Here is a 24,114-nt window from a genome sequence, read left to right on the forward strand (position 1 = left end):
ATTAAGCTGTAGCGTAAAGAAATCGCTTTCCGACGCTACGATCAGCGCGTCTATGTCATCCCGGTTGATCCCCGACATAGCGAGCGCCGCACCAAATGCGTCACACGCCCAATCGCGAAACGATGATCCGTCTTTGCGCCGGTTAAACGGCGTCTGCGCAGCTCCGATAACAAGGACCAAACTGTCTCCTCTCTTTCGTGTAGAGATTGACTCAGTAAATTTGTTCCTACAAGTCTGTTATAAGCACTTCTGGGAAACTCCGACTTACGTTGCATCGTTTACGCGGTGAAATCTCTGATTTCAGACGCGGATGGTAGATGCAATTTCTTCCGTAAGTGCTTTGCAGATTGGGGGTGTTTGATCATGTCTCTTGCGGCGGGCAAAGCCTATTCAGGACTGACCATCTTGGCGTGTTTTGGTGGCGGGAGCCTTTATGGCTGGTCCGGCTACCTGCCCACGGTGCGCGCGCAGTTTGGAGTCGGCAATGCCTCTGCCTCAATGGTGTTTTCGCTAGCGTTATTGAGCTTCACGTTGGGTGTCTTGCTGGGGCCATATCTGTTCGCACACATATCAGCGCGCTATCGGCTGAGCCTGTTGGCGGGCCTCTCGGTCCTTGCCTTGAGCATTACAGGGGCAAGCGTGGGGTTTGCGGGGTTTGTTCTGTCTTATGGGCTCTGCTTTGGTTTCGTCGCGGGTGCGCTTTATAACTATGCGATTTCAACGGCCTCAGCATCCGTGGCTGCGCATGTGCTCGTTCCGTTCAGCGTTGCGGCCTTTGGACTTGGCGGGGCGGTGTTTGGGCCAGCACATGTCTGGTTGACGGCAGCGGGCTGGGGCCTGTGGTCACTTGCACCAGCCTTGGTTTGCCTTGCCTTTGTAGCTGTTCTGGCGTTGGTAATGCGGCCATTTCCTGCTTTGGAAGAGGACGGTCAAGCGCGGCCAGAGCCGATGATCATACCTGACAAAATGATTGTAACGCTTGGCATTATCTTTGCTGCGGGGTCTTGTTCAGGCCTGATCGTGCTGGGCTTTGCGTCGCAAATCCTGCCGCGCGGCGCTGATGGGATCGGTCTTGCCAGCCTCGCGATCTTTTTGGCGGCGATTGGCAATACGCTTGGACGGTTGTGCGCGGCGATCACCGCTGGTCGGTTCGGACCGGCGCGGGCGATTATAGGGGCGCTGGTGCTGTCGATGATCACGCTTGGAGCGTTGGTTATTACCTCCGTTCCGGGTGTGATTGTTGGGTTGCTGTTTTTGGTCGCCTTTGCCTACGGTCAACTTGCGGCGACCATGCCGTTGTTGGTGAAATCGCAGGTCAGTGGTGCTGCATTTTCGCGTTCTTTTGGATGGGTATTCATCGGCTGGGGCGTTGCTGGATTGCTGGGCCCGTGGAGCGCAGGGTGGTTGATGGATGTGACAGGCAATGTGCACATTTCACTGATCCTGTGCATCTTGCTCGCCGCACTCAGCCTCTGGCTGGTGTCGGGGTTCGTCAAATCGGACAGGCCGTCATAGGATTGTTGACAGGTCTAATTTGTTACTACTAATGTGGATGTATCGCGGTCCGGGGGGAAGTGCTGCAATGAAGTTTGGAATTCACGCAGGGCTTTGGATGCAAGCCTGGACAGATGATCCGGCCCCCATTTTTAAGACAGCTGCAAAGATCGGATACGACGGGGTTGAGTTGTCTTTGCTCGGCATCGGTCTGGACCGTGCAGACGAAATTCGCGCGCAGGCTGAGGGGTGCGGGTTGGAGCTGACCTGCTCAACCGGGCTGGGACCAGAGGCAGACCCGACGTCTGATGATCCTGCCGTACGTGACAATGCGGTTACCGTGTTAACGCAAGCCATTCAGGTGACAGCGCGGCTGGGTGCAAAAGGTTTGGCCGGTGTGGTTGCGGCCCCTTGGGGTGTTTTTGATCCGGCAAATAAACCTGCACGTGCGGCCCGTTCTGCCGAAACTTTGGCGCGCGTGGACAGCGTGCTCAGGGACGAAGGAGTGACGCTGGGTATTGAGGCATTAAACCGCTTTGAGGGGGATCTGACCTCAACCGCGGCTGAGACCTGCGCGATTGCACGTGCCTGTGGGTCTGATCACATCGGCGTATTGCTCGATAGTTTTCACATGAACATCGAAGAGAAAGACCCGCCCGCAGCCTTGCGCGCCGCGGGAGAAACGTTGGTGCATTATCATGTCTCAGACAATGATCGTGGGCAGCCGGGGTCCGGGCGCTATGATTTTGCTGCTGATGCGCAGGCTTTGGCTGACATCGGCTATGACAAGTGGGTTGTGGCTGAGATGTTTGTGATGGCGGGGCATAGCTCAAGCCGCGATTTGAACATTTGGCGGGATATTGAGCCGGATCCGACGGTGGCGGCGACCAACACGCTGGCTTATCTCAAAGAGGTGTTTGGCGATGTCGGCTGAACCGTTCTTCTTAGCACTTAAAAAACGGTTTGCGGTTGAGGTGGACCAACTCAACGCGCTGGATGCGGCGATTGGGGATGGTGATCACGGGGCCACAATGTTGCGCGGATTGACCAAGGCTGAGACGGCAGCAGATGGGGCGCGGGCCAAAGCCTTTATGCGGGCTTCTGGCGGGGCCTCGGGGACGCTGTTTGGATTGATCCTGTTGGAGATTGAGGCGCATTTGGAAACGAATGCGACGCTGCACGAAAGGCTGACGCGGGCCTGTGCACGAATTTGCGATTTGGGTGAAGTCGCAGTAGGCGACAAGAGCATGGTGGATGCGCTAAGCCCGGCGATAGACGCGCTTGGTTCTGGAGGGCTGGAGGCCGCAATTGCGGCTGCCATGGTGGGACGGGATGGCACGAAAGACCTTTCTGCGCGCCGTGGTCGTGCGCAATATGTCGAGAACGGCGGGCGCGGGCATCTGGATCCCGGAGCGGTATCCGTGGTGCATTTCCTTGAAGTGCTGCGCGAGGTGGCTGCATGAAAAAGCTCTTTAACAGCGCAGAAACCATGGTTGAGGATATGCTCGACGGGTTTGTCAGTGCCTTTCCGCAGGTGATGCGCGGCACCAATGATCCGCGCGTGATCAAGCGTGCCACCCATACCAAAGATGCGGATGAAAAGGTGACGTTGCTGATCGGCAATGGCTCTGGCCATGAACCCATTGCGATGGGGTTTGTGGGGCAGGGCGTGTTGGACGCCAACATTGTGGGCGATGTCTTTGCGGCCCCCTCTGCCGATCTGATCTTAGACGGCTTGAATGAGCTGACCGGCAAGGCGGGATCGATTCTGCTGATCTCGCAGCATTCGGGGGACATGATCAACGGGCGCGCGGCCACGATGATGGCCAACGACCTTGGTCTGAAAACCGTGCCGTTGCCGATGTATGATGACATTTCTGCAGCCCCGCCGGAACGCAAACAAGACCGTCGCGGCGCACCGGGAACGATGTTTATTTACAAGATCCTTGGGGCCGCTGCTGAGGAAGGGCGATCGTTAGAGGATCTTGTGGCGCTAGGTGAGGCGGTGCGCGACAGGTTGGTCACGCTGGCCGCTGCTGTGACGCCGCCGGTATCACCGCTGACGGGTCAAAAGATGTTCAGCCTGCCAGAGGATGAGATTTTCCTTGGGATGGGCGTGCACGGCGAACCGGGTGTGGGCCGTGCTAAGGTGGGACCGGTCAACCAGCTTGTAGGGCAGATGGTTGAAAAACTGCTGGCCGATCGCCCTATGTCGAAGGGGTCGCGCGCTTGTGTGATTATCAATGGCATGGGCGGAACCACGCTAATGGAATTGCTCACGATCTGGGAAGAAACACGCAAGGCGTTGGCGTCACAGGGCATCACTGCGATTGCACCTATGATCGGCAGTTACGTGACAACGCAGGAAATGGGTGGATTTTCGATCTCGTTCCTTGAACCAACGGAAGACATGTTGGCCCTGTGGTGCGCGCCGTCGGACACACCTTACTTTCCTGCCATAAAATTGGAGCAGTCATGACGTTTTCAGAGGGACCAGTGTTTGGAGTGGCGGTTGACCAAGGCAGCGGACTTGAAGCTGCGTTGCGTGAGGGGCGCGGTGCGCAGGCGCGCGATGACGATCTGTTCACCTTCAAACGCATCGTTGTGGAAACGCTCAGCCCGTATGCTTCAACCATGCTGGTCGATGCGGCTTTGGGGCGGGAATTACTGCCATCATACGACGCAACTTGCACCAAAATGCTGGCCTATGAGGCGGACGTCTATCACATCGTCGATGAGGACCGGATTACCAAACTGCCCGATAATCTAAAGGTCTCGGACTACCCCGGATTGGACGTGCCGATCCTGAAATTCTTCCTGTATTACGGCCCCAATGATCCAGCTGAATTGAACCAACGCAAGGCTGATCTGGTGTCAAAGATTGGGGCCGAGTGTCGTGCCAATGGGGTGACGTTTTTGTTTGAGCCCATCGTTTATGACCGCGCGATCCCAGATGGAGCCTCGGCGGAATATGCGCTAGCGAAACCTGAATTGGTGCGTGCAGCAACGGTGCGATTTGCGGCAGCAGAGTTCAATATTGATTTCCTGAAAGTCGAAATCCCGGTGAATTTCGCGCAGATCGGCAGCACGATGTCACAGGCGCAAGCAAAGGCCGCATTTGCAAATGCGGCTGAGGCTGCGGGTGACATTCCGCTGCTCTACCTCAGTGCTGGTGTCACGTTTGAACAGTTCCGGGATGCGCTGAAAATGTCTCGGGACGCTGGTGTGAACGCCAAAGGCTTTATGTGTGGTCGCGCGATCTGGAGCGATGCCATCGGGTTATTCTGCGCTGAAGGTCCCGTCGCGATGGAACGTTGGATGAAGGCCACTGGCCGCGATCGACTGGCCGAATTGAAAGACACCATCACGTGAACCTCGCCCCGAAATATCAGGTTGTGCATGACAAGATCCTGCAACGACTCTACAGCGGGCAATATGCGATTGGCATGCGTTTGCCGACCGAGGGGGAGCTGTCCCAAGCCTTTGAGGTCAGCCGGGTGACGGTAAGAAAGGCGCTGGAAATGCTGGTGCGCGCGGGATTCCTGACGTCTCGTCAGGGGAGCGGATATAGTGTGGCGACGCTATCGCCACCTGCTTCGACCTGTCTGGTTAGTTTTACTGACAAAGTGCTTTTTGAGGGCCGCGTGCCCGGGGCAAAACTGTTGCGGATTGAGACACCAGCCAAAGGCATCCCTGCTGAGGTCGGCGCGCTGTTTGACGAGCCTCTGGCAATGGTTGAACGTCTGCGCACGGTGGACGGTGAGCCGCGCATGTTGACCCAAACTTGGATCCCGCGCCGTCTTGTGCCGCAGATCAATGCCGCGCACTTTCCAGAAACCGGCCAAAACCAGTCTATCCTGCGTATTCTACAGCAGGATTTTGCGTTGGAATGGACCACGGCGTGCGAAACGCTAGATAGCTTGTTGGCGACCGCAAACGTTTCAGACAGGTTGGAAGTGCCGGAGAAAACTCCGATCCTGTCGCAGGCCTGCACTGCCTTTGACAAGGACGGTCACGCGGTTTTCTTTGATCTGGTTTATCGCCAAGGACCGATTAGTTTTGACCTTGCCGGACCCGCCCCAAGGCAGATTGCATAACATGAAACAGGAACAGCATATGCCGCTGACCATTGGCCTAATAAAGGCTTCACTGCCCAGCTATTTCCCGCAAAAGCACGGGGTGTTTGAGGCTTGCCAAAACTGGTTAGAAGAACTGGCCAGCACACTTGGCGCGCGGGTTGTGGTGGCCAAAGATATCCCAATGAACGGGGCCGAAGCACGCAATGCTGTCGCAGATGTGCAGGCGCAGGGTGCTGATTTTCTGCTGCTGTTGCACGGTGGTTTTTCAATGGGGGACGTGGCGCGCGAGGTGGCGCGTTCGCCGCTGCCCATGGGCGTTTGGGCGACGCCCGAGCCGACGTTAGTGGACGACATTCAGCTAAATAATTTTGTCTCTCTCAACATGACCATGTCCATCGCGCGCGGCGTACGAGACCTAAGCACCAGCCCGGTGCAGTGGTATTTGGGTGCTCCGGGCGAGGCCGCACTGGCGCAGCGGATGGGCCAGACAATCCACGCGTTGGCAGCGAAGAAAGCGTTGGAGGGTGCCAAAATCGGAGTGATCGGCGGGCTGGCGATGACCTTTTACAATATGGAAGTATCGACCGATACGTTGATGCGCCAGTTGGGTGTTTGGTGTGAACATATCGACATTCACCACATGACAGACCTCATGGCCGCGCAGTCTCAGGCGGATGTGGAGGCCGAGCTAGCGGCGATGACCAAAGCTGCCGAGGTGCGCGGCGTGTCGGATGCGCAAATGGCACTGACGGCGCGTGCGTCACTGGCAATGCGGGCGATCGCGACGGAGGGGGGCTATGACGCGCTTACGGTGTCGGATTGGCCTGCATTGCAGGACCATCCCGGCATGCATCCCGGTGCAGCCTTTAGCTGGCTAGAGGAAAACGATGGCCTGCCTGTGGCCTCAGAGGGAGACATATTGGGGGCGGTTACACAATTGGTTGCCAAATCACTGACGGGCAAGGTCGGGTGTCTGCTCGACATGACCTCGCCCGACTTTGAGCGCGACCAGATTCTGATGTGGCATGGCGGCGGCGGGCCACTTTACATGGCAAAAGACGATGTGGCGTGGATCAATCACCCGATGATTGGGCGCGGGACCGAGGCCGGACCGATCTATGGCGCAATTGCGGATTATGAATTTGCTCATGGCGAGTGCACGGTCATTCGCGTGTCGCGCCACGGCACGGCGCGTTTTGCGGTTGAGGGCGTAGTGGCCGAAGGACCCGCGCCGGGGTTTACCGGGTGCCGTGGGTGGATTGGCGGGTTTTCCAGTGCAAATGGGGATTGTTCGGCGCGCGATGTGGTGACGTCGGTGATGGAGCACGGGTTGGAGCATCATTTCATCCTTGTGCCCGGGCTGTACCGCGCTGCATTTGAGGAATTCGCCGGATGGTGCGGGATGGGCGCTTTACCTGTGATCACGGCCCGTGATGGATTGCCAGAGGGGGCCTCGTTTTGACAGCAGTCCAACTCAAAGGTGTTCGCAAGGACTTTGGCGCGTTTACCGCCATCTCGCATATTGATCTGGATATAAAATCGGGTGAGTTGGTTGCGCTTCTTGGCCCCTCGGGTTGTGGCAAAACGACGACTTTGCGGATGATCGCAGGGCTTGAAGTGCCCTCCGCCGGGCAGATCTGTTTTGATGGCGAAGACGTGTCCGAAGTCGCCGTGCAAAAGCGCAATGTGGGTATGGTGTTCCAACGCTATGCATTGTTTCCGCATATGACCGTTGAAAAGAACGTCATGTTTGGGCTGAAGGTCCGTGGCACAGACAAGGCAGAGATTGATAAACGCCTGACAGAGATCCTCGACGTGGTGCAGTTGCAAGAATTCCGTCACCGCTTTCCTGCGCAATTGTCGGGGGGGCAAATGCAGCGCGTCGCGATTGCACGCACCTTGATCACCAATCCGTCCGTACTGATGATGGATGAACCACTGGCGAACCTAGACACCAAGCTGCGCGGAGAGATGCGGCGATTTATCCGAGAACTACAACAACGCCTTGGGATCACAACGATTTTTGTGACCCACGACCAGATTGAAGCGATGGAACTGGCGGACCGTGTGGCCGTGATCTTTGATGGAAACCTCGCGCAATATGACGCGCCTGATGCGCTTTACAAGCGGCCCAATAGCATTGAGATCGCGGATTTCATGGGGGCTACGAATGTCTTTGAAGCCACAATAGCGGGCAATACGGCAACGGCTGCTTTTGGTGCGTTGACGCTGGAAGACACGGCAACCGACGGCCAATCGCATGTCATGCTACGCGGTGAGGCGATTGATTTACATCTGGATGAAGTCACGGGCGAGCCGAACATCATCCAAGGGCGGATCACCGCCCGCGAGTTTTTTGGCGCCAACATCACCTATTCCGTCGACTGTGGCGGAGAGACGATCCAAGTCACCGAACAGTCGCGCCGCATGGTGGAGATCGGCCAACCGGTTTGGCTGACCATCCCGCCCGAACGCATCTGGATCATTTAAAAACCATAACCAAGAAAGATCAAAACGGAGGAGGAAGACACGATGAAAAAGACAATAGTAAGCTTGTCGGTGATCGGCAGCCTGATGGCGGGGGTCGCATTTGCGCAAGACGCCACAGCATTCCGGGACGGCTTTGTTGCCGGCAACGTCAGTTGGGAAGACGTGCAAGCGCGCGCCAAGGATGAAGGTGAGATCAACCTTTATTATTGGGGCGGCAGCGACAAAATTAACATCTGGATGGACAGCGTTGCAGTGCCTGCCTTGGCTGCCGAAGGGGTCAAGCTGAATCCCGTGCGGATAACCGGCACGAAGGATGCGGTTGATCTGGTGCTGGCCGAAAAAGGTTCTGGTAAGGGTCTGGGCGAAGGCAGCGTTGACGCGATCTGGGTCAATGGTGAGAACTTTGCCACCCTCAAACGGCAAGACGCCCTGATGGGTGCCTTTGCGGACAAACTGCCGAACTCGACCAACATTGAATGGAACCCTGAAGATCCGCGCGCTTTGTTAAACTTGCGTGACTTTGGTGTTGAGACCAACGCGTCAGAAATGCCGTGGTCAGGTCAGCAGTATGTCTGTTCGGTCAATACGGCCCGTGTGTCTGGAGATGTTCCGCACACCTTTGCTGCGATGAAGAGCTATCTGGAGGCTAATCCGGGCAAATTCGCTTATGTGAAGCCACCGCATTTCGTCGGCAACACATTCGTTCAAGCCGCGATGTATGCTCATAATCCTGATGGCAATGGCGCGGTTCCGTTCCAAGCATCGATTGACGAGATGGGTGCCGCTGAACTTGCGCGCTTGATCACGCCGGGTATGGAATACCTCAAGGCGCTTGAACCACATCTGCTTGGGGCAGGGGGCACAGCCCGTTATCCCGAAGATCCTAAGACGCTGGATGGCCTGTTCTTGAACGGCGAGATTGATTTCTCCTGTCAGTTTGGTCTCTTCGGTGTGGCCACGGGTTTGCGCGACGGCACGTATCCCGAAGGGGCGGAACAGTTTGTCTTTCCCGAAGGCAACATGATCAAAAACAAGAACTATCTTGTGATCCCCGGCAACGCGCCAAACCCGGCGGCAGCGATGGTCATGGCGAACTACATGGCCTCCGTGGACAGCCAAGCCACTAAGCTTGAGATCGCAGGCATGCCTGCGGGCATCGACCCATGGCGTCTGAGCGCTGAGGATTCAGCTAAACTTGATGCGGCCTCCCCCGGTCTGGTGGGCGTCACGCAGGCTGATCTGGATGCCAACACAGCACCAGATACCAACGCGACACTCGTGGATGTGATCGAAGCGACATGGCTTGAGTATATCGAGCGCGACAGTTCCGAGAGCATTGAGACCATCGTGGCCAACGCTGTGGCCAACCTAAAGTAAAACGCAAGCGAGGCTCCGGTGAAACGCCGGGGCCTTATTTCCTAAGGATGAAACGTGGCTGATACCAAAGAACTTGCCCGCCACCGGCGCGAACGCGCGTGGATGTGGATCCAGCTGTTGCCGGTGATGACGGTCTTGGTTGTGCTTTTTGGCGGCGCATTGGTGCTGGGCGTGGCGCAGTCCTTGGGCTTTGCCCCTTGGTTTGGGGTCAATACATTCCCGGATTTTTCCTATTTCGCGGCGCTCTGGGGCGATGTTTTCTTTTGGAAATCGCTAGGGCTGACGCTTTATTATGCCATTGTGGCGACATTGGTGTCGCTGGTCTTCGGCATTCTGCTGGCGCTGGCGATGGTGCGGACGTTCCCCTCAAAGACGCTATATAAATATCTCTACAAACTGCCGCTGATGATCCCCTACACCGTGGGCATTGCGCTGGCGGTGATCATGCTGGGCAACGGCGGCATGCTGTCCCGGCTCATGGCCTTTACAGGGTTTATTGATGACCCGAGCCAATTCCCGCAGATCCTGAAAACCCACATGGGGTGGGGTATTATCGCTGTTTATGTCTGGAAACAGACGCCCTTTGTGGCGCTGACGATCTATGCCGTTCTGCTTGGCGTGGGCCGCGAAACCGAAGAGGCGGCTGCAATCTTGGGGGCAAACAAACGCCAGATCTTCTTTCAGGTAACCCTGCCGCAGATTCTGCCGGGCATCATCTCTTCCACCTTGATCATCTTCGCCTTTAACATAGGGGCATTCGAGGCTCCGTTCATCTTAGGCGGGGGCTTTCCTGACACATTGCCTGTCGTGGCATGGCGCTATTTCAACGACGCGGACTACACATTGCAATTGCAAGGCATGGCAACGGTTGTCTCCATCGCATTGGTGGCGGGGGTGATTCTTTATAGCTACCTCGCGCTTTATCGCCGTTATGAACGCCGGATCGGACGGAACTGATGGCGCGTAAGGCTTCTTCCGTTGCGCTGAGCGAGCGCCTTGGCCCGTACCAAAAGCTATATCTGCTGCTGGTGGCGGGGTTCATCCTTGGCCCGTTCATTCCGCTGATTATCCAAAGCTTTGCTTTCCGCTGGGCATGGCCGGACCTTCTGCCCGGCACATGGTGGCTGGAACAACGTGAGAAATCGATCCTGCCGCTGGCCTGGGACTATGTGATCTCGCCCTATAGCCAGGTGTGGGAGGCGACGCTGAATACCATCTACATAGGCTGCGTTGTCACGGTGATCTGCCTGATCATTTGCCTGCCTGCCGCCCGCGTGCTGGCCCGCGAAAACTTTAAGGGCAAACCGGCATTTGAGTTTTTCCTTTCCATGCCGCTGATCGTGCCAGAGGCCGCCATTGGCATCGCGCTGCTGATGATCTTTATCCATATAGGGCTGGCGGGCAGTTATACCGGTATCATCATTGTGCATCTGATCCCGACGATCCCGTATATGATCCGCATGTTGACGGCGGTCTATCAGGGCTTGGGACGCGATTTTGAAGAACAGGCGATGATCCTTGGCGCGAGCCGCTGGCAGATATTGCGGATGGTGACGCTGCCCATGTTGCTGCCCGGTGTGGTGGCAGGGGCGCTGTTTACGTTTCTAGTCTCCACCAACATCTTCCTGCTCACGTTCTTTATGGGGCAAGGCAAGATCGTGACCTTGCCGACGCTGCTGTTCTCAAAGATCTCCGGCGGAACGTTGGATGCATCAGCGGCAGGGATAACACTGGTTGTGACGGTGCCGGGGATCATCCTGTTGCTGATCACGGAACGGTTCATCAAAGAAGAGGCTTTTGGCAAAGGCTTTGGCAATTAGAAAGGGTTCGATATGACCACGCTGAACGAGGCTGTTAAGAGGTTCACGCCCCTTGATCCTGATCTGATGGCTAAGCGGTTGGCGCGTCCCGGCCCTATGCCGCGCGTGATCATTGATACCGACACGGCCAATGAGATTGATGATCAATATGCGGTTGCTTGGGCGCTGCTGTCGCAAGACCGGATGAAGCTGGAGGGCGTGACCGCCGCGCCGTTTTCGTTCCTGCACCATCGCGACGGGCTTTATGACGCGGTTGCAGCGCTGCAAAAGGGTGGTGGCAGTGACCATGACAGCAAGTTTGTTGGTCCATTTGCAGGATGGGCCAAGCGGCTATTAGCGGATGGGCGCACCGCGGATGATATTGAATTTGTAACGCCGGACGTCGGAGAAGAACGGTCCTACGAGGAAATTTTGCGGGTGTTTGAGGCCTGCGGCGTGCCGCATGAGGGCAAAGTATTTCGCGGCTCGCCCGCGCATTTGCCGAGCTATGACAAGCCGGTAGAATCCGAAGCCGCGCAATTCATCATTGATCAGTGCCGCAACCGAGAGGATGGCCCGGTCTATGTACTGGCCATGGGCGCGCTGCCGAATATTGGCTCTGCCTTGCTGATGGCCCCGGACATCATCGACAATCTGGTGGTGGTCTGGACCTCTGGTTTCCCGAGTTACTCGCCGTTTTGTAACGAGCCTTCGCTGAACCTTGTGCAGGATCGGCTGTCGTCACGTTTGATCTATGAATGTGGCGTACCGCACGTCTATTTACCGGGCTATCACGTGGGCGCGCAGCTGACGATTTCGCTGCCCGAAATGGAGCAGTTCGTGAAGGGGCGCGGGGCAATTGGTGACTACCTCTGGCATCTCTACACCAACAATCCGCTGCATAAGAAATACGCGATATCCCAACCGGAGACAAAGACCTGGGTGATCTGGGATATCATCAACGTGGCGTGGCTGCTGGACGCGGCCTATGTACCGACGCATCTGACCACCTCGCCGCATCTGGACGAGGCGCTTTATTGGCAAAAGGACCCCTCGCGCCATGCGATGCTGGAGGCCTATGACGTGGCGCGGGATGCGATTTTTGAGGACTTTTATCGCGCGTTGGGGACTGCCCCCTAAACGTGCATATCTATCTGGGCTGTTTGGTATTGCGCCAGTTCTTTGGGTAGGGTTTCGATGCCGAGGCCGGGCTCGTCAGAGCAGTTCCAACTCGCATCGTACAAGCCTTTGCGCACCTCAAACGCCTCTCTCAGAGGGTTGGGATTAACGTCGGCCTCCAGCAAACCGTCTCCTCCTACAGCGGCCAACAGCTCGGCTGAGGCGGCGAGCCCGATACCACCGCCCAAGAAGTGCGGACAGTACCGCGCGCCAGCCTTCAGAGCCAAATGGGCTGCGTCATAGCACCCGCTCAAACCGCCCCATTTGATAACATCGGGTTGGATGACGTTCAGGTATCCTTGTTCTACCACGGCCTTGAAATCCTCTAATCCAGCGACGTTCTCTCCGGCAGCCAGTGGCATGGATGCGGCAGCCGCCAATGTCTGCCAATCTGCGTGGCTAGCATAGGCCGGGAGCGGTTCTTCCAACCACGCCAACTGCGCTGCTTGCACTTTACGCGCAAACCGCAGGGCGGTTTCCAGATCCCAAGCCTGATTGGCGTCTGCGGCCAAGGTCTCCTCGCCGCTCAAACTCTGTGTCAGATCAAGAACGGCTGCCGAATCTTTTTCGAGATCAAACCCAACCTTCACCTTGAAATGAATATGCCCTTCGCGCCGCGCTTGCGCGATCATCTGATGGGCTGCAGCGATATGAATTCCGCTGGCATAAGCGGGCACGCGGTCCACAGCCCCCTTGTTCAAAAGCATGCGCACTGGCGCGCCAGCCCGCCGGGCAAAAAGATCCCACATTGCGATATCAAGACCCGCGATCACTTGACGAAACGGGCCAAATTCTCCGCATTGCAAGGCGCGCAACCGCGTGGCTTGACGTAGATGATGAAACAGATCAGCAGGCGCTTGCGCAACAAACCCCAAAACCAAATCAGACAGATCCGCGTATAGCAAATTCACCCGATGCTCGGCCCCGGCAGCGGGCCAGTTGGCAAAGACCTCGCCAAAGCCAAAACACCCATCCTGATCCTCGACACGCAAAAACACTGCAGGACGATCCCGCATCACGCCAAAGGACGTCACAACAGGTGTCTTGATAGGACAGCGAAAGGCAAAGGCCTGTACGCGCTTGATCACTACGGGTTTTTCCACTGTCATTTCGTCACCGTAGCGATATTGTCCAATCTCATGAAGGGGTATGATTATATCATCGTGGGGTCCGGCTCAGCCGGTGCGCTGCTGGCGACACGGCTGAGCGAAAACCCCGATGTACGCGTGCTGGTGATTGAGGCGGGATCAAAGGACGCGGGGTTTTGGTTGAAACTGCCGGTGGGCTATTTCCGCTCGATTTATGATCCGCGCCATGCGCACCTTTATAAATCCGAGAGTGATCCCGGCATCGCGGGCCGCCAAATGGATTGCCCGCGTGGGCGTGTGCTTGGCGGGTCCGGGGCGATCAACGGGCTCATTTTCATTCGAGGGCAACGGCAGGATTTCGACGATTGGCAAGATCTGGGTGCGACCGGCTGGGGGTACAAGGACGTCCTGCCACATTTTCGCAGTCTTGAGACTTATGATGGCCCACCCTCGCAATATCGCGGCGCTCATGGGCCGATTAGTGTGCGCGATTTACGCAATGACAACCCGGCCTGTAATGCGTGGCTGCAAGCGGCAGCGGACTATGGGCTGGCGCACAACCCTGATTTCAACGCCGACGACGCGGCAGGGATTGGGCGCTATCAGCTGACGCTTGATGGGCATTGGCGTTCCAGTGCCGGGCGGTCCATGTTGAAACCCGCACTGGCGCGTCCCAATTTGACGCTTGAGTTGAACGCCCATGTCACGGACCTGTTGCGGCAGGGCGATCAGGTGACAGGCGTCAGCTATCTGCAAGGAGGCGAAGTCCATCACGTGCATGCCGACGTCGAAGTCATCCTGAGTGCAGGTGCCGTGCAATCCCCTCAAATCCTGCAATTGGCAGGGATTGGTCCTGCGGACCTGCTGCGCGCCAAGGGGATCGAGGTTGTGCATGACGCGCCAGAGGTGGGGGAAAACCTTCAGGATCATCTGCAGTTGCGCACAATTGTCAGGCTGACGAACCCAAAAGAGTCATTGAATGCACAGGTGCGTAGCCCGTTGGGGTTGGCGCGTATGGGGTTGGAATGGCTGTTGGCACAGCGCGGGCCGTTGACCGTTGGGGCAGGGCAGGTGGGGGGTGCGATGTGTACCAAGTACGCGCACGATGACCGCCCTGATCTGCAGCTATTTGTCATGCCCCTCAGCGTGGATAGACCAGGTGCGCCGCTGCACCGTGACCCGGGTTTCACAATGTCATTCTGGCAATGCCATCCAGAAAGCCGTGGGTCTGTGAGGATCAAGGGCACTGACCCACTCGCGGACCCTGAGATCAGAGTGAATTACCTGAGCGCCGAACGTGATTGCGCTGTCATGACCGAAGGCCTCAAAATCGTGCGCGACATCTACAGACAACCGGGGTTCAGGGACCGTTGGTCCGAGGAAGTAATCCCGGGCGCTGCCGTTCAAAGCGACGCTGAGATTTTGGATGCAGCCCGGCGGATGGCCAGCACGGTGTACCATTTGGTCGGAACCTGCCGCATGGGCAGTGACACAAGTGCCGTTGTCGATAGTGCGTTGCGGGTGAATGGGGTGCGGGGGCTACGCGTTGTTGACGCGTCCGTCATGCCGAAAATCACCTCGGCCAATACCAACGCAGCCACGTTGATGATTGCCGAAAAAGCGGCGGACATGATTGTCAGAGCGCAATAGCGTTGGTTCAGTTTTCAGACTTGGTAGCGGCTTTCGCGACCTCAAGCGCGACCTCAAAAACCGCTCGATTGGCGTGCTGCAATTTTTCAGCCGCATCCGAGGGCAGGGGATCGTTAAACGTGCGGCCTTCAAAAAGCTGATCCCATACAGACAATAGAGACAACGTGCGTGCCCCAAACCTTTCGCCCGCTGCAATTACTGCAGACGTTTCCATGTCAATCGTTGCAATCCCGTCGCGTGCCCAATCTGCACACATATCGTCTGACTGCGCAAACAGGCTGGGCCAGGTTAAGTGCCGGGTCCGCTGTGTCGGGATGCCACGTTTTGTCAAAGACTGTTCGGCGGCAGTCACCAAAGCGGGGTCAGTGTAAACCAGAGGTTTAGCTCCATAATACTGTGAAATGCCATCCTGCGCGACGCATTCCTCAGGCAAGGCGACAACTCCGGTCGTTGCATCCGCATCCAACGATCCGCAAGTGCCGATTTGGATCAAGGTCTGCGTCCCCAACTGGCTGAAAACATGCACCGGTTCAACCGCACGCGCAGCACCATAAGCACAGCAATATGCGACCCTAATGCCATTCCAGTCGCCTGTGTAGATTTCTGGAAACGCAAGCTCGGTTACACTATCCAGAAGAGCAAGCCGGGACTGTGTCGCTGTTTGTCGCCACCACGTGCCTTCCAAGATGAGCGCGGTTGGTTCAGCACCTTTTTCGATATCCAACGCGTCGCGCCAATGCTGCTCAGAATAGTCCAAGATGGCCATGGTGCGGGTGTTCCTTTTGGGGATGGGGGCGTCGTTGCTCAAGCTCATAAGAGTAATAATCAGGCGCAAACTAACCCCGGTCGGGTTTTTGACATCATTGACCAAGACCCGCCACGGATCAAGCAACCGAACCGGCTTTCAGTTGTAGTGGCCATGTCCAATTAGAGGCTCTGAGTTGGCTGGAGAGCGTCAACACAGGTATATGTTGGTGACGCGTTTGAACACATCAAACGGGTCGGTGGGTGCTACTTTTATGTATCAATTTTATTAAAAAACAATGGGTTATATAATGAGAAGCCCGTGCCATGGGAGCTATTTACACGAAGCTGAGTATCACAAAACAACGTAGAATAGAACGTTGGAGACCCGCTAAGGTCCCTATCGTTGAGATGGCGCGTGTCTTGAGGCGTTATCGCTCGGCGATCTTTCGTGAGCTACTGGCAAAGCTTCCGATCATTAAGGTCTGCGAAGGCGACTTTGCAGGGCATGGAAACCATCAAAACGAACAAGAACCGGCGTGTCCAAATACGACAACCAGGCGTACGAAGGGGGGTCGTCTTCATACATCAGTTGTTTGGTTTGGCGGCGTGGAACCGATCTGTTAGCCTCACGTTTGTAACGGTGAAACTTAGTGCAACAGTTCCGCATATAAAGACAAGAAAACGTAACACGGGTCAGGATGCAACCGAAACGTTGACGGTTATGAATTGGTCTTTCGTCGTTGCAAGTTTCTCCATCTTGCGATGCGCGACCAGCACCTTGGTCTCATAGACAATGACGCTCGACGGGCCGACACTGACAATATTAAGGTAGTTGAACTTTATGGGAGAAAATCAGATGGCATGGTCGAAACCAATCATTCGTGAAATCGAATGCGGGATGGAAATCAACATGTACGGTCCAGACGGCGATCGCGAAAACGACGACGGCGTACTGTTCTAAAACCACTTGGCGCGGAGCGTTTGAATGACATTCCGCGCTCATATTCTAGGTGCGGCAGCCGGTGGTGGTTTGCCGCAGTGGAATTGTGGTTGCGAAAATTGCAACCTTGCGCGGGCTGGTGAAATTCCGGCCCAATCGCAGTCTTCTGTCGCTTTTTCGGCCGACGGCGGACAATGGGCAATTGTTAACGCATCGCCTGACATTCGTGATCAGGTGGCGCGGACAACGGCCTTGCACCCGACAGATTTGCGCAAGTCTCCTCTCAAATCCATTCTGTTGACCAATGGGGACATTGATCATGTTGCGGGCCTATTGACCCTGCGAGAGCAGCAGACCTTCACGCTATTTGCGACACCTGAAATTCATCAAGTGATTGCAGACAATCCAATCTTCAACGCGCTGAACCCGGATTTTGTAACCCGCATTGCAATCAAACTGGACGAACCGTTTCAACTTGCCACGGGTATCACTGCACGCCTGATAGCGGTGCCGGGCAAGGTGCCGCTCTATCTGGAGGGGGAAACCGTGCAAACCGATCTCATTGGGGAGCAGACGGTTGGCGTGCAACTCGAGGCATCAGGCAAGCGTGTCTTTTATATTCCAGGGTGTGCGGCCATGCCTCCGAACCTTAAGGCAAGGATCGAGGGTGCGGATATGGTGATGTTTGACGGCACGCTTTGGCAGGATGATGAAATGGTGCGCGCTGGCCTAAGCCAGAAGACTGGTCAGCGCATGGGGCATATGTCGATGTCTGGAACTGAAGGGTCTATCGCAGCCTTTGAAGGGGTCAACGTTGATCAAAAGATCTTTGTGCACATGAACAACACCAACCCCGTTCTGCGGCCCGGTTCGTCCGAAAAGAACCAAGCGGAACAGGCCGGGTGGATTGTGGCGCAAGACGGGATGGAATTTGAGATATGACGGCGTCAGCGGCTGAATTCGAAGCGCGCCTGCGCCAAATCGGGGCTGAGAGGTATCACGACAAACATCCCTTTCACGACCTGTTACATTCAGGTGGTTGCACCCCGGAACAGGTGCTGGCTTGGGTCATCAATAGGTTTTATTATCAGGCCAGCATTCCGATCAAAGACGCCGCATTCATGAGCCGTGTCGAAGATCCTGCCCTGCGCCGGGCGTGGCGCTCGCGGATTGAAGACCATGATGGAACGGCAGAAAACGAAGGCGGGATTGAGCGTTGGTTGCGTTTGGCTGATGCGGTCGGATTGGATCGTGATTATGTGGCCAGTAAGCAGGGCGTGCTGCCCGCCACACGGTTTGCGGTCGATGCATACGTCCGCTTTGTGCGGGACAAGACGTTGCTTGAGGCGGTTGCGGCGTCCCTTACGGAATTGTTCGCGCCCAAAATCCATGCGGCCCGGATTGAGGGTCTTTTGGCGAATTACGATTTTGCGGATGATCGCAGCCTGTCCTATTTCCGAAATCGGTTGCAAGAAGCGCCCAAGGACGTGGCCTTTGGGCTGGCGTGGGTGCTGGAACATGCCGATACAGCTGAGAAACAGGATGCTGCGGCCGCTGCGTTGATTTTCAAAACGGATGTCTTGTGGGCGCAGCTTGACGCGTTGCATGCCGCCTATGTCACGCCGGGGCGCATACCGCCGGGGGGCTGGCGACCCGGCACCTTTCAGGTCGCTACGCAATGATTGCCCAAGACGCCATCCCGGTGATCCTTCGCGGGGTGCGGTTGCACGAAGACAAGGTGCGAGGAGGGTGGGTGTTGCTTGCTCATGAACGCACAATTGATCTTGACCCCATCGGTTTGGCGATCCTGAATGAAGTTGACGGTGAATGCAGTCTTGGCAAACTGGTCAGCGTGCTCGCCGCAAAGTACAAGGCCCCCGCCGAACAGATTGAAGGTGATGTGACAGATTTTCTTACTGGCTTAGCGGATCGCCGTTTTCTGGAGTTCATTTAATGTCCCAGCCCCCAGCCCCCATCGCTATGCTCGCAGAACTGACATATCGTTGTCCGCTGTCGTGTCCTTATTGTTCCAACCCTGTGGAAATGGCGAAAAAGGAAAGCGAATTGTCCACTGCTGAGTGGGCGGATGTGTTTGAACAGGCCGCAAAGCTGGGTGTTTTGCAACTGCATCTATCGGGCGGAGAACCTGCATCGCGTCGAGATTTGGTAGAGCTGGTTAAAGCTGCACGGGGCGCGGGGCTTTATACCAACCTCATCACCTCAGCCATTGGATTGACACAGCGCCGCCTCGCAGAATTAGACGCGGCAGGATTGGATCATATCCAGCTTTCTCTGCAAGGCACGGATGCTGAAATGGCAGATCGGATTGGCGGTTACAAAGGTGGTTTTGAACGCAAGATGCAGGCTGCGGATTGGATCGTTGAGGCTGGGTTTCCGCTGACTTTAAATGCCGTCCTGCACCGTCAGAACCTGCACCAGTTACCGCAAGCGATTGAGATGGCCGTCGCGATGAAAGCACGGCGGATGGAAGTCGCTGTCGTGCAATTCCACGGCTGGGCGATGTTAAACCGAAATGGTTTGATGCCCACGCGGGAACAGGCGGAAGAGGCCAACCAGATCGTCGCAGACGCGCGCAAGCGACTTAAGGGCGTTATGGTCATCGACTACGTGCCTGCCGATTATCACAGTGATTATCCCAAGCGCTGTATGGGCGGTTGGGGCACTACGGGTCTTAACGTTACACCTGATGGCACTGTGTTGCCGTGCCACGCGGCACAGACCATTCCATCGCTGAGCTTTGACAACGTGAAGGACAAATCCCTATCGGATATCTGGTACCAAGGGACTGCATTCAATGCATATCGTGGTGAGGATTGGATGCAGGAACCGTGCAGATCTTGCGACCGCCGAAAACTTGATTTTGGCGGCTGCAGATGTCAGGCGATGGCCATTGCCGGAGATGCGTCAGCCACCGATCCTGTGTGCATCAAGTCACCGTTTCATCAAAAGATGACGGAGTTGGCACAGGGGTATTCGATGGATGCAACCGCCGAGCTGATCTATCGCAAAAGCCCTTAATCGGTCTCTGCTGCAAAGAGGTGACCAAGGAGATCTTTTAGGCGGTTCTTTTCAATTGGCTTAGGGGCCAGTTCCAAACTTAGCGTCTTGCAGGTGTCGCGCAACGTTTTGGTGCGTTCAGCTGAGATAATGGCCGTGGGAACCTTGCCGTAACGGTCTGTAATTTCTTGGTAAAGCTCAGTGCCATTTTGGCCAACGCCAAGTTGGTAATCAATCAACAACGCATCGGGGACCAGTTGGATGTCTTGCAAGATTTCCAGCGCCTCTTGGGCGCTGCTTGCGTGAATTACAGTTGTGCCGAACCCTTCGATCATTGCAACAGTCGCTTCTGCCAGTTGCGGGTTGTCTTCAACCAGCATCAAGAGGCGATCAGGCAATTTTGCGTCATGGTCGTCGGCCGATGGGAGTTGATCATGACCCATCTGCCCATTGTTCTGAAAAATCGGTACGTTAAGGGAAAAGCAACTGCCCAACTTTGGTTCTGACCAAAGACTAAGCGGGTGATCAAGCCCTTTGCAGGCCTGTTCCACAATCGAAAGCCCCAACCCCAGCCCCGTGTCCGCCGTATTCGGAGAAAGACGTTCAAATTCGCGAAAAATGGTTTGCTGGTCACTGTGGGCAATGCCGCGTCCAGTATCCCAGACCTCAATGCGCGCGGAGTTTCCTGTGCGGCGCACCCCCACGAGAACCCGGCCATAATCGGTATAGCGGATGGCGTTAGTCAGCAGATTTTGAACGATGCGACGCAGATATCCGGGGTCACTTTCCACCATTAACCCGGTTTCGACAATCCGCAGGTCGATCCCCTTTTGCTTGGCCAATGGCATGAGTTCATTGTGAAGGGGCACGAAAATCTGCGAGAGTTTCAGCGGCTGAATTTCAAAAACAGCCTTCCCCGCGTCCAATTTCGAGATGTCCAGCAAGGAGGCGATAAAGTGCTCTACGCTGCTGAGTGCGGTTTCCGCCTTGTCCATCACGTCTTTGGCGCTGGTCGGGTCGGGTTGCTCAGGCAAGGAGGATATGAACAGCTTGGCCGCCGAAAGGGGTTGCAGCAGATCATGGCTGGCCGCTGCCACAAAACGAGATTTTGATGCATTGGCCCGTTCTGCTTCGGCCAAGGCAAGGCCAAGCTCGCGGGTGCGGTCTTCAACCCGTTGTTCCAGCAGTTCATTCAATTCAAACAAAGTTCTGGCAGAGGCGCGTTCGGCTGTGACATCTGAAAAGCTGATCACAAATCCCTTATCCGGCATTTCCTGGGCAAAAACCGAAAAAACCTCACTTTCGTCGCGCAAAACTTCAAACATGATTGGGTCACGCTTGGTGGGGCTATACGCCCATTTTCGCAACCTTGTGGCGTCCATATGAGTGTCAAACGTCAGCTCATCACTCAACCTTTGCAACAGGGTATCAAAGCTAATCCCAGCGGCGGAATCTTGAGGGGTCGACGTAAAGAGACCATCCATGCGCGTGTTCCACCCGACCAGCGTCTGTGCACTATCAAAGATGCAGACACCTTGATTCAAGTGGTCAAGTGTCGCTTGCAGCATTTCCGCTTGTTGGTCGCGCATCTTGGCGCGTTCCTGACGCGCGCGTCGAATGATGTTGGTAACGTCCGTCTGCAAGATCACTGTACCGCCTTGCGAGGTACGGTGCTCGCTGACCTGCAACCAGCGATCCCATTTCAGACGCACGTTAAAGACCACGTGTTCATCTCCGTGATGATTCAAGCGGTGCGTAATCCAATCTTTTGGGGTTTGATCTTCTGGTAATGCCAGAAAGCGACTGCCTGAAATCAACGCAACATAATCCTCAAAACTGAGGCCTGTGATCAGCTGTTCAGAGACATCCGATAAATCGCGGCAAAACCGACTGTTGGACAATACTAGGCCGTCATCCACATCAAATAGGGCAAAGCCTTCGTTGATGGTTTCAATCGCTTCGGTCAGGTTGGATTGCGCTGTTTCAGTTTCTTTGTTCGCAATCTCAAGCCGGGTGTTGGATTCCTGCAAAAGGTCAAGTGCATGCTCCAGATCATCGGTGCGTTCGCGAACCTCAGTTTCCAACAACGCGGCGCGTTCAAATTGCTGATAGGCAAACCCGGACTGTTCGCTTTTTTGTTCCACCCGTCGCATGAGCGACTGGGCGATTTGCTGCAATTTTTCGTTTTGCCGCTCTATTGTGTCGTTAGGGTTTATCAGGGACATTTAGTGCGGCTCATCTGAATCGTAGATCGCGACGCCGCTCATCGTGTGGTTCACATGCAAAGGGCCAATCTGTTCACCGTAGGTCGAAAACCCGGTCACGTTGTGGGTTGAAAGGATTTCTGACAAATCCCGTGTCATCTGGGTTTGTTCGGCCTCAATCCGGCGCAGGATGCAGTCACAGCCGATGATGTGAGCGGGTGGCCCGCGGTCGGACAATTCGGCCAATTTACGGCTTAGATGCTCGACCATATTCTGCGGAGTGGCAGTGGTTAGAACCATACCCTCGTCAATGGCCGAAAAGAAGACGAGTTCACCGTCTTCATTGACCTGCTGAATTGCGCGTACATGATGCGCCCCGCCAATGCGCACGACCACTGGATGCGAAGCAAAAGTGAAGCGATCCAATTGCGCCGGGTCTTTCCCCACAATGCGGGCATATTCGGGGGCCGCAAGTTCTGCATTGATTGACTTAACGATGCGCCGGGCAGGGTCAGCTTCGGTCACCACCATCTGCTGTTCGGTGGGCACAAGATGATCAAGGCTGAACACATGGGTTCGATAGACGCTGCGCACAAGAGTCAGCACAGCCGCATTCACCGCAACCTGGCCATTCAACGACACCAGCGTTTCTTGAAAGTTGGTCCCATCCCCGGCAGATCCACCAAAAAGCGGCATATCGCGTAAGGCCGGAGAAATGACGGTGGTCAGCGCGTCTTCGGCCAGCGATAACCCGTCAACGACAAGCAAGGCAAAGCCGTTGGGCATGTCTCTGTTCAGTTCCAGCAACCTGACCCGCTCCAACGCCACACGGTCGTTCAACGCCTGCGGGTTCAACTGATGAATGTCTTCGATCAACAGAGAAGTCGTGGCAAACCCTGTTGCGGGAAAACCGATGGCGATGATTTTGTTTTCGTCGTAACCCGAAGCGCTGATTTCACCTGCTGTGGTGCAGCCAACAACATCCGTATCGGGATAATGTCGCCGGGCCTCGGCAATCACGCTTTCAAAGTCCGCGATAGGAGAGATGAATAGCGTCAGTAGGCTGAGATCCTGAGTGCCGAAATCTTGTTTGATCTGCGCGATAGGCGAGGTGTTCGTGGCCGACACCTCTCCCGTCATCACAATAGGGCGCGCGTTAGCCTTGGTTTGCGACAAGCCACTATTCACGTCAGCCGACATGTTTGTAGTCCTCCCTACCAGAAAGAATATTGCCGTTAGCTAGCGCTTGGCAAGACGCTTGAGAAACGCGCGTTCTGGGCGACCAACACGGCCTGCGTGCGGCTTTGTACACCAAGCTTGCGCATGATCGCGGTAACGTGCGCTTTTACAGTGGTTTCGGCGATTGTCAGATCAAAGGCGATTTGTTTGTTCAGCTTGCCTTCGCAGATTAATTCCAGAATGCGCGCTTGCTGGTTGGTCAGCGAGGAAAGTCGAGAGACAGTCTCATCCTGCCCACTTGGGGAACTGCCCTCAACATATCCGCTGGGTTTATAGACCTCACCGCGTTCGATATGTGCGATGGCATCTTTGAACACACCGCGCGGGCTGTGTTTGGGTACAAAGCCTGCAGCGCCGGCCACAATGGCGGCGCTGATGATAGAATTATCTGTCATGGACGAGACAATCACAATCGGGGTTTTTTCTGCCTGCCTTTTGAGACTTATCAGCCCATCCAACCCGTCCACATCGGGCAGGTTCAGGTCAAGGATCACCAGCCCCGGCGGATCATTCTCTTGTAAAACAATCTGCGCACTCTCAAGGGAATTGGCAGTTCTCACTTTGTGATATTTTGCAACCGATTTGAGTGTAAGTTCCAGCGCGTCACAAAAGAGTGGATGGTCATCAACAACCAACGCCCATCCTTGGTTTGGAGGAGTCGAAATTGGGCCGGTATTGTTGAACTGTTTGGGTGTCATGGCTCTACGCTACCTCGACTTTGTCCTTTGAGTCACCTGTCAGAAGGTAGGGGTTCGCAAAAAAAGCGCACCTCCCGAAGGAGATGCGCAATCAGTTGACCTCCGTCAAATG

General features: G+C 55.6%; 24 protein-coding genes. 18 read left to right on the forward strand and 6 right to left on the reverse strand.

The features are described from left to right. Positions 1–180, reverse strand: a 180-nt coding sequence (locus ABJF76_RS13860; RefSeq protein ID WP_413822593.1) for a hypothetical protein, incomplete at its 3' end; no start/stop codon positions are given. A gap of 183 nt (positions 181–363) precedes the next feature. On the opposite strand from ABJF76_RS13860, the gene ABJF76_RS13865 reads away from it, so the two are divergent. From ABJF76_RS13865 to ABJF76_RS13920, 12 genes are all read left to right on the forward strand, one after another. Continuing rightward, the gene (locus tag ABJF76_RS13865) at positions 364–1,515 is read left to right on the forward strand and encodes a hypothetical protein (protein ID WP_413820018.1); all 1,152 of its coding nucleotides are present in this window, start codon (positions 364–366) and stop codon (positions 1,513–1,515) included. A 67-nt stretch (positions 1,516–1,582) separates the two neighbouring features. After that, positions 1,583–2,428, forward strand: coding sequence for a sugar phosphate isomerase/epimerase family protein (locus tag ABJF76_RS13870; RefSeq protein ID WP_413820019.1), 846 nt, complete (start codon positions 1,583–1,585; stop codon positions 2,426–2,428). Further along, on the forward strand, positions 2,418–2,957 hold the full coding sequence (locus tag ABJF76_RS13875) for a DAK2 domain-containing protein (RefSeq protein WP_413820020.1): 540 nt from the start codon (positions 2,418–2,420) through the stop codon (positions 2,955–2,957). Before ABJF76_RS13870 ends, ABJF76_RS13875 begins: the two co-directional genes overlap by 11 nt. Then, positions 2,954–3,973 carry a dihydroxyacetone kinase subunit DhaK gene (locus tag ABJF76_RS13880; protein WP_413820021.1) on the forward strand — a complete coding sequence of 340 codons (1,020 nt, stop codon included), beginning with the start codon at positions 2,954–2,956 and terminating at the stop codon, positions 3,971–3,973. The genes ABJF76_RS13875 and ABJF76_RS13880 overlap by 4 nt, the downstream gene beginning before the upstream one ends. Then, positions 3,970–4,866 carry a tagatose 1,6-diphosphate aldolase gene (locus ABJF76_RS13885; RefSeq protein ID WP_413820022.1) on the forward strand — a complete coding sequence of 299 codons (897 nt, stop codon included), beginning with the start codon at positions 3,970–3,972 and terminating at the stop codon, positions 4,864–4,866. The genes ABJF76_RS13880 and ABJF76_RS13885 overlap by 4 nt, the downstream gene beginning before the upstream one ends. Beyond that, positions 4,863–5,591, forward strand: a complete 729-nt coding sequence (locus ABJF76_RS13890; protein WP_413820023.1) for a GntR family transcriptional regulator — start codon at positions 4,863–4,865, stop codon at positions 5,589–5,591. The genes ABJF76_RS13885 and ABJF76_RS13890 overlap by 4 nt, the downstream gene beginning before the upstream one ends. 1 nt (position 5,592) lies before the next feature. After that, positions 5,593–7,035: an L-fucose/L-arabinose isomerase family protein gene (locus tag ABJF76_RS13895; RefSeq protein WP_413820024.1), complete on the forward strand. Its 1,443-nt coding sequence runs from the start codon at positions 5,593–5,595 to the stop codon at positions 7,033–7,035. Continuing rightward, the gene (locus ABJF76_RS13900; RefSeq protein WP_413820025.1) at positions 7,032–8,063 is read left to right on the forward strand and encodes an ABC transporter ATP-binding protein; all 1,032 of its coding nucleotides are present in this window, start codon (positions 7,032–7,034) and stop codon (positions 8,061–8,063) included. Before ABJF76_RS13895 ends, ABJF76_RS13900 begins: the two co-directional genes overlap by 4 nt. A gap of 42 nt (positions 8,064–8,105) precedes the next feature. Beyond that, entirely contained in the window at positions 8,106–9,440 is a 1,335-nt protein-coding gene (locus ABJF76_RS13905; RefSeq protein ID WP_413820026.1) for an ABC transporter substrate-binding protein, read from the forward strand. Between the two features lie 54 nt (positions 9,441–9,494). Continuing rightward, positions 9,495–10,397 carry an ABC transporter permease gene (locus ABJF76_RS13910; protein ID WP_413820027.1) on the forward strand — a complete coding sequence of 301 codons (903 nt, stop codon included), beginning with the start codon at positions 9,495–9,497 and terminating at the stop codon, positions 10,395–10,397. After that, the gene (locus ABJF76_RS13915) at positions 10,397–11,260 is read left to right on the forward strand and encodes an ABC transporter permease (protein WP_413820028.1); all 864 of its coding nucleotides are present in this window, start codon (positions 10,397–10,399) and stop codon (positions 11,258–11,260) included. The genes ABJF76_RS13910 and ABJF76_RS13915 overlap by 1 nt, the downstream gene beginning before the upstream one ends. 12 nt (positions 11,261–11,272) lie before the next feature. Further along, entirely contained in the window at positions 11,273–12,379 is a 1,107-nt protein-coding gene (locus tag ABJF76_RS13920) for a nucleoside hydrolase (RefSeq protein ID WP_413820029.1), read from the forward strand. Here ABJF76_RS13920 and ABJF76_RS13925 read toward each other — a convergent pair. Continuing rightward, positions 12,376–13,527 (reverse strand): mandelate racemase/muconate lactonizing enzyme family protein, encoded by a 1,152-nt coding sequence (locus ABJF76_RS13925; protein WP_413820030.1) that lies wholly within the window; start codon positions 13,525–13,527, stop codon positions 12,376–12,378. The genes ABJF76_RS13920 and ABJF76_RS13925 overlap by 4 nt on opposite strands. A gap of 30 nt (positions 13,528–13,557) precedes the next feature. Here ABJF76_RS13925 and ABJF76_RS13930 point away from each other — a divergent pair, with 30 nt between their 5' ends. Continuing rightward, complete coding sequence (locus tag ABJF76_RS13930; RefSeq protein WP_413820031.1) at positions 13,558–15,156, forward strand: GMC family oxidoreductase; 1,599 nt, start codon at positions 13,558–13,560, stop codon at positions 15,154–15,156. A gap of 7 nt (positions 15,157–15,163) precedes the next feature. On the opposite strand, the gene ABJF76_RS13935 is transcribed toward ABJF76_RS13930, so the two are convergent. Beyond that, positions 15,164–15,922, reverse strand: coding sequence for a hypothetical protein (locus ABJF76_RS13935; protein WP_413820032.1), 759 nt, complete (start codon positions 15,920–15,922; stop codon positions 15,164–15,166). Between the two features lie 837 nt (positions 15,923–16,759). On the opposite strand from ABJF76_RS13935, the gene pqqA reads away from it, so the two are divergent. Genes pqqA through pqqE form a run of 5 tightly spaced genes read left to right on the forward strand, consistent with a single transcriptional unit; the run spans position 16,760 to position 19,882 of the window. After that, positions 16,760–16,864: a pyrroloquinoline quinone precursor peptide PqqA gene (gene pqqA, locus ABJF76_RS13940; protein ID WP_413820033.1), complete on the forward strand. Its 105-nt coding sequence runs from the start codon at positions 16,760–16,762 to the stop codon at positions 16,862–16,864. Between the two features lie 24 nt (positions 16,865–16,888). After that, on the forward strand, positions 16,889–17,785 hold the full coding sequence (gene pqqB, locus ABJF76_RS13945) for a pyrroloquinoline quinone biosynthesis protein PqqB (RefSeq protein WP_413820034.1): 897 nt from the start codon (positions 16,889–16,891) through the stop codon (positions 17,783–17,785). Next, positions 17,782–18,525, forward strand: a complete 744-nt coding sequence (gene pqqC, locus ABJF76_RS13950) for a pyrroloquinoline-quinone synthase PqqC (protein ID WP_413820035.1) — start codon at positions 17,782–17,784, stop codon at positions 18,523–18,525. Before pqqB ends, pqqC begins: the two co-directional genes overlap by 4 nt. Further along, positions 18,522–18,797, forward strand: coding sequence for a pyrroloquinoline quinone biosynthesis peptide chaperone PqqD (gene pqqD, locus ABJF76_RS13955; RefSeq protein ID WP_413822594.1), 276 nt, complete (start codon positions 18,522–18,524; stop codon positions 18,795–18,797). The genes pqqC and pqqD overlap by 4 nt, the downstream gene beginning before the upstream one ends. Then, on the forward strand, positions 18,797–19,882 hold the full coding sequence (pqqE, locus tag ABJF76_RS13960; RefSeq protein ID WP_413820037.1) for a pyrroloquinoline quinone biosynthesis protein PqqE: 1,086 nt from the start codon (positions 18,797–18,799) through the stop codon (positions 19,880–19,882). Before pqqD ends, pqqE begins: the two co-directional genes overlap by 1 nt. Here the strand turns inward: pqqE and ABJF76_RS13965 are convergent. The 3 genes from ABJF76_RS13965 to ABJF76_RS13975 are packed head-to-tail and all read right to left on the reverse strand — an operon-like array spanning position 19,879 to position 24,002. Continuing rightward, complete coding sequence (locus ABJF76_RS13965) at positions 19,879–22,086, reverse strand: PAS-domain containing protein (protein WP_413820038.1); 2,208 nt, start codon at positions 22,084–22,086, stop codon at positions 19,879–19,881. The genes pqqE and ABJF76_RS13965 overlap by 4 nt on opposite strands. Further along, positions 22,087–23,265 carry an FIST N-terminal domain-containing protein gene (locus tag ABJF76_RS13970; protein ID WP_413820039.1) on the reverse strand — a complete coding sequence of 393 codons (1,179 nt, stop codon included), beginning with the start codon at positions 23,263–23,265 and terminating at the stop codon, positions 22,087–22,089. 35 nt (positions 23,266–23,300) lie between these two features. Then, positions 23,301–24,002, reverse strand: a complete 702-nt coding sequence (locus tag ABJF76_RS13975) for a response regulator transcription factor (RefSeq protein ID WP_413820040.1) — start codon at positions 24,000–24,002, stop codon at positions 23,301–23,303. Positions 24,003–24,114 lie beyond the last annotated feature (112 nt).

This window comes from Tateyamaria sp. (assembly GCF_039940735.1).
In the GTDB taxonomy this organism is placed as follows: Bacteria; Pseudomonadota; Alphaproteobacteria; order Rhodobacterales; family Rhodobacteraceae; genus Tateyamaria.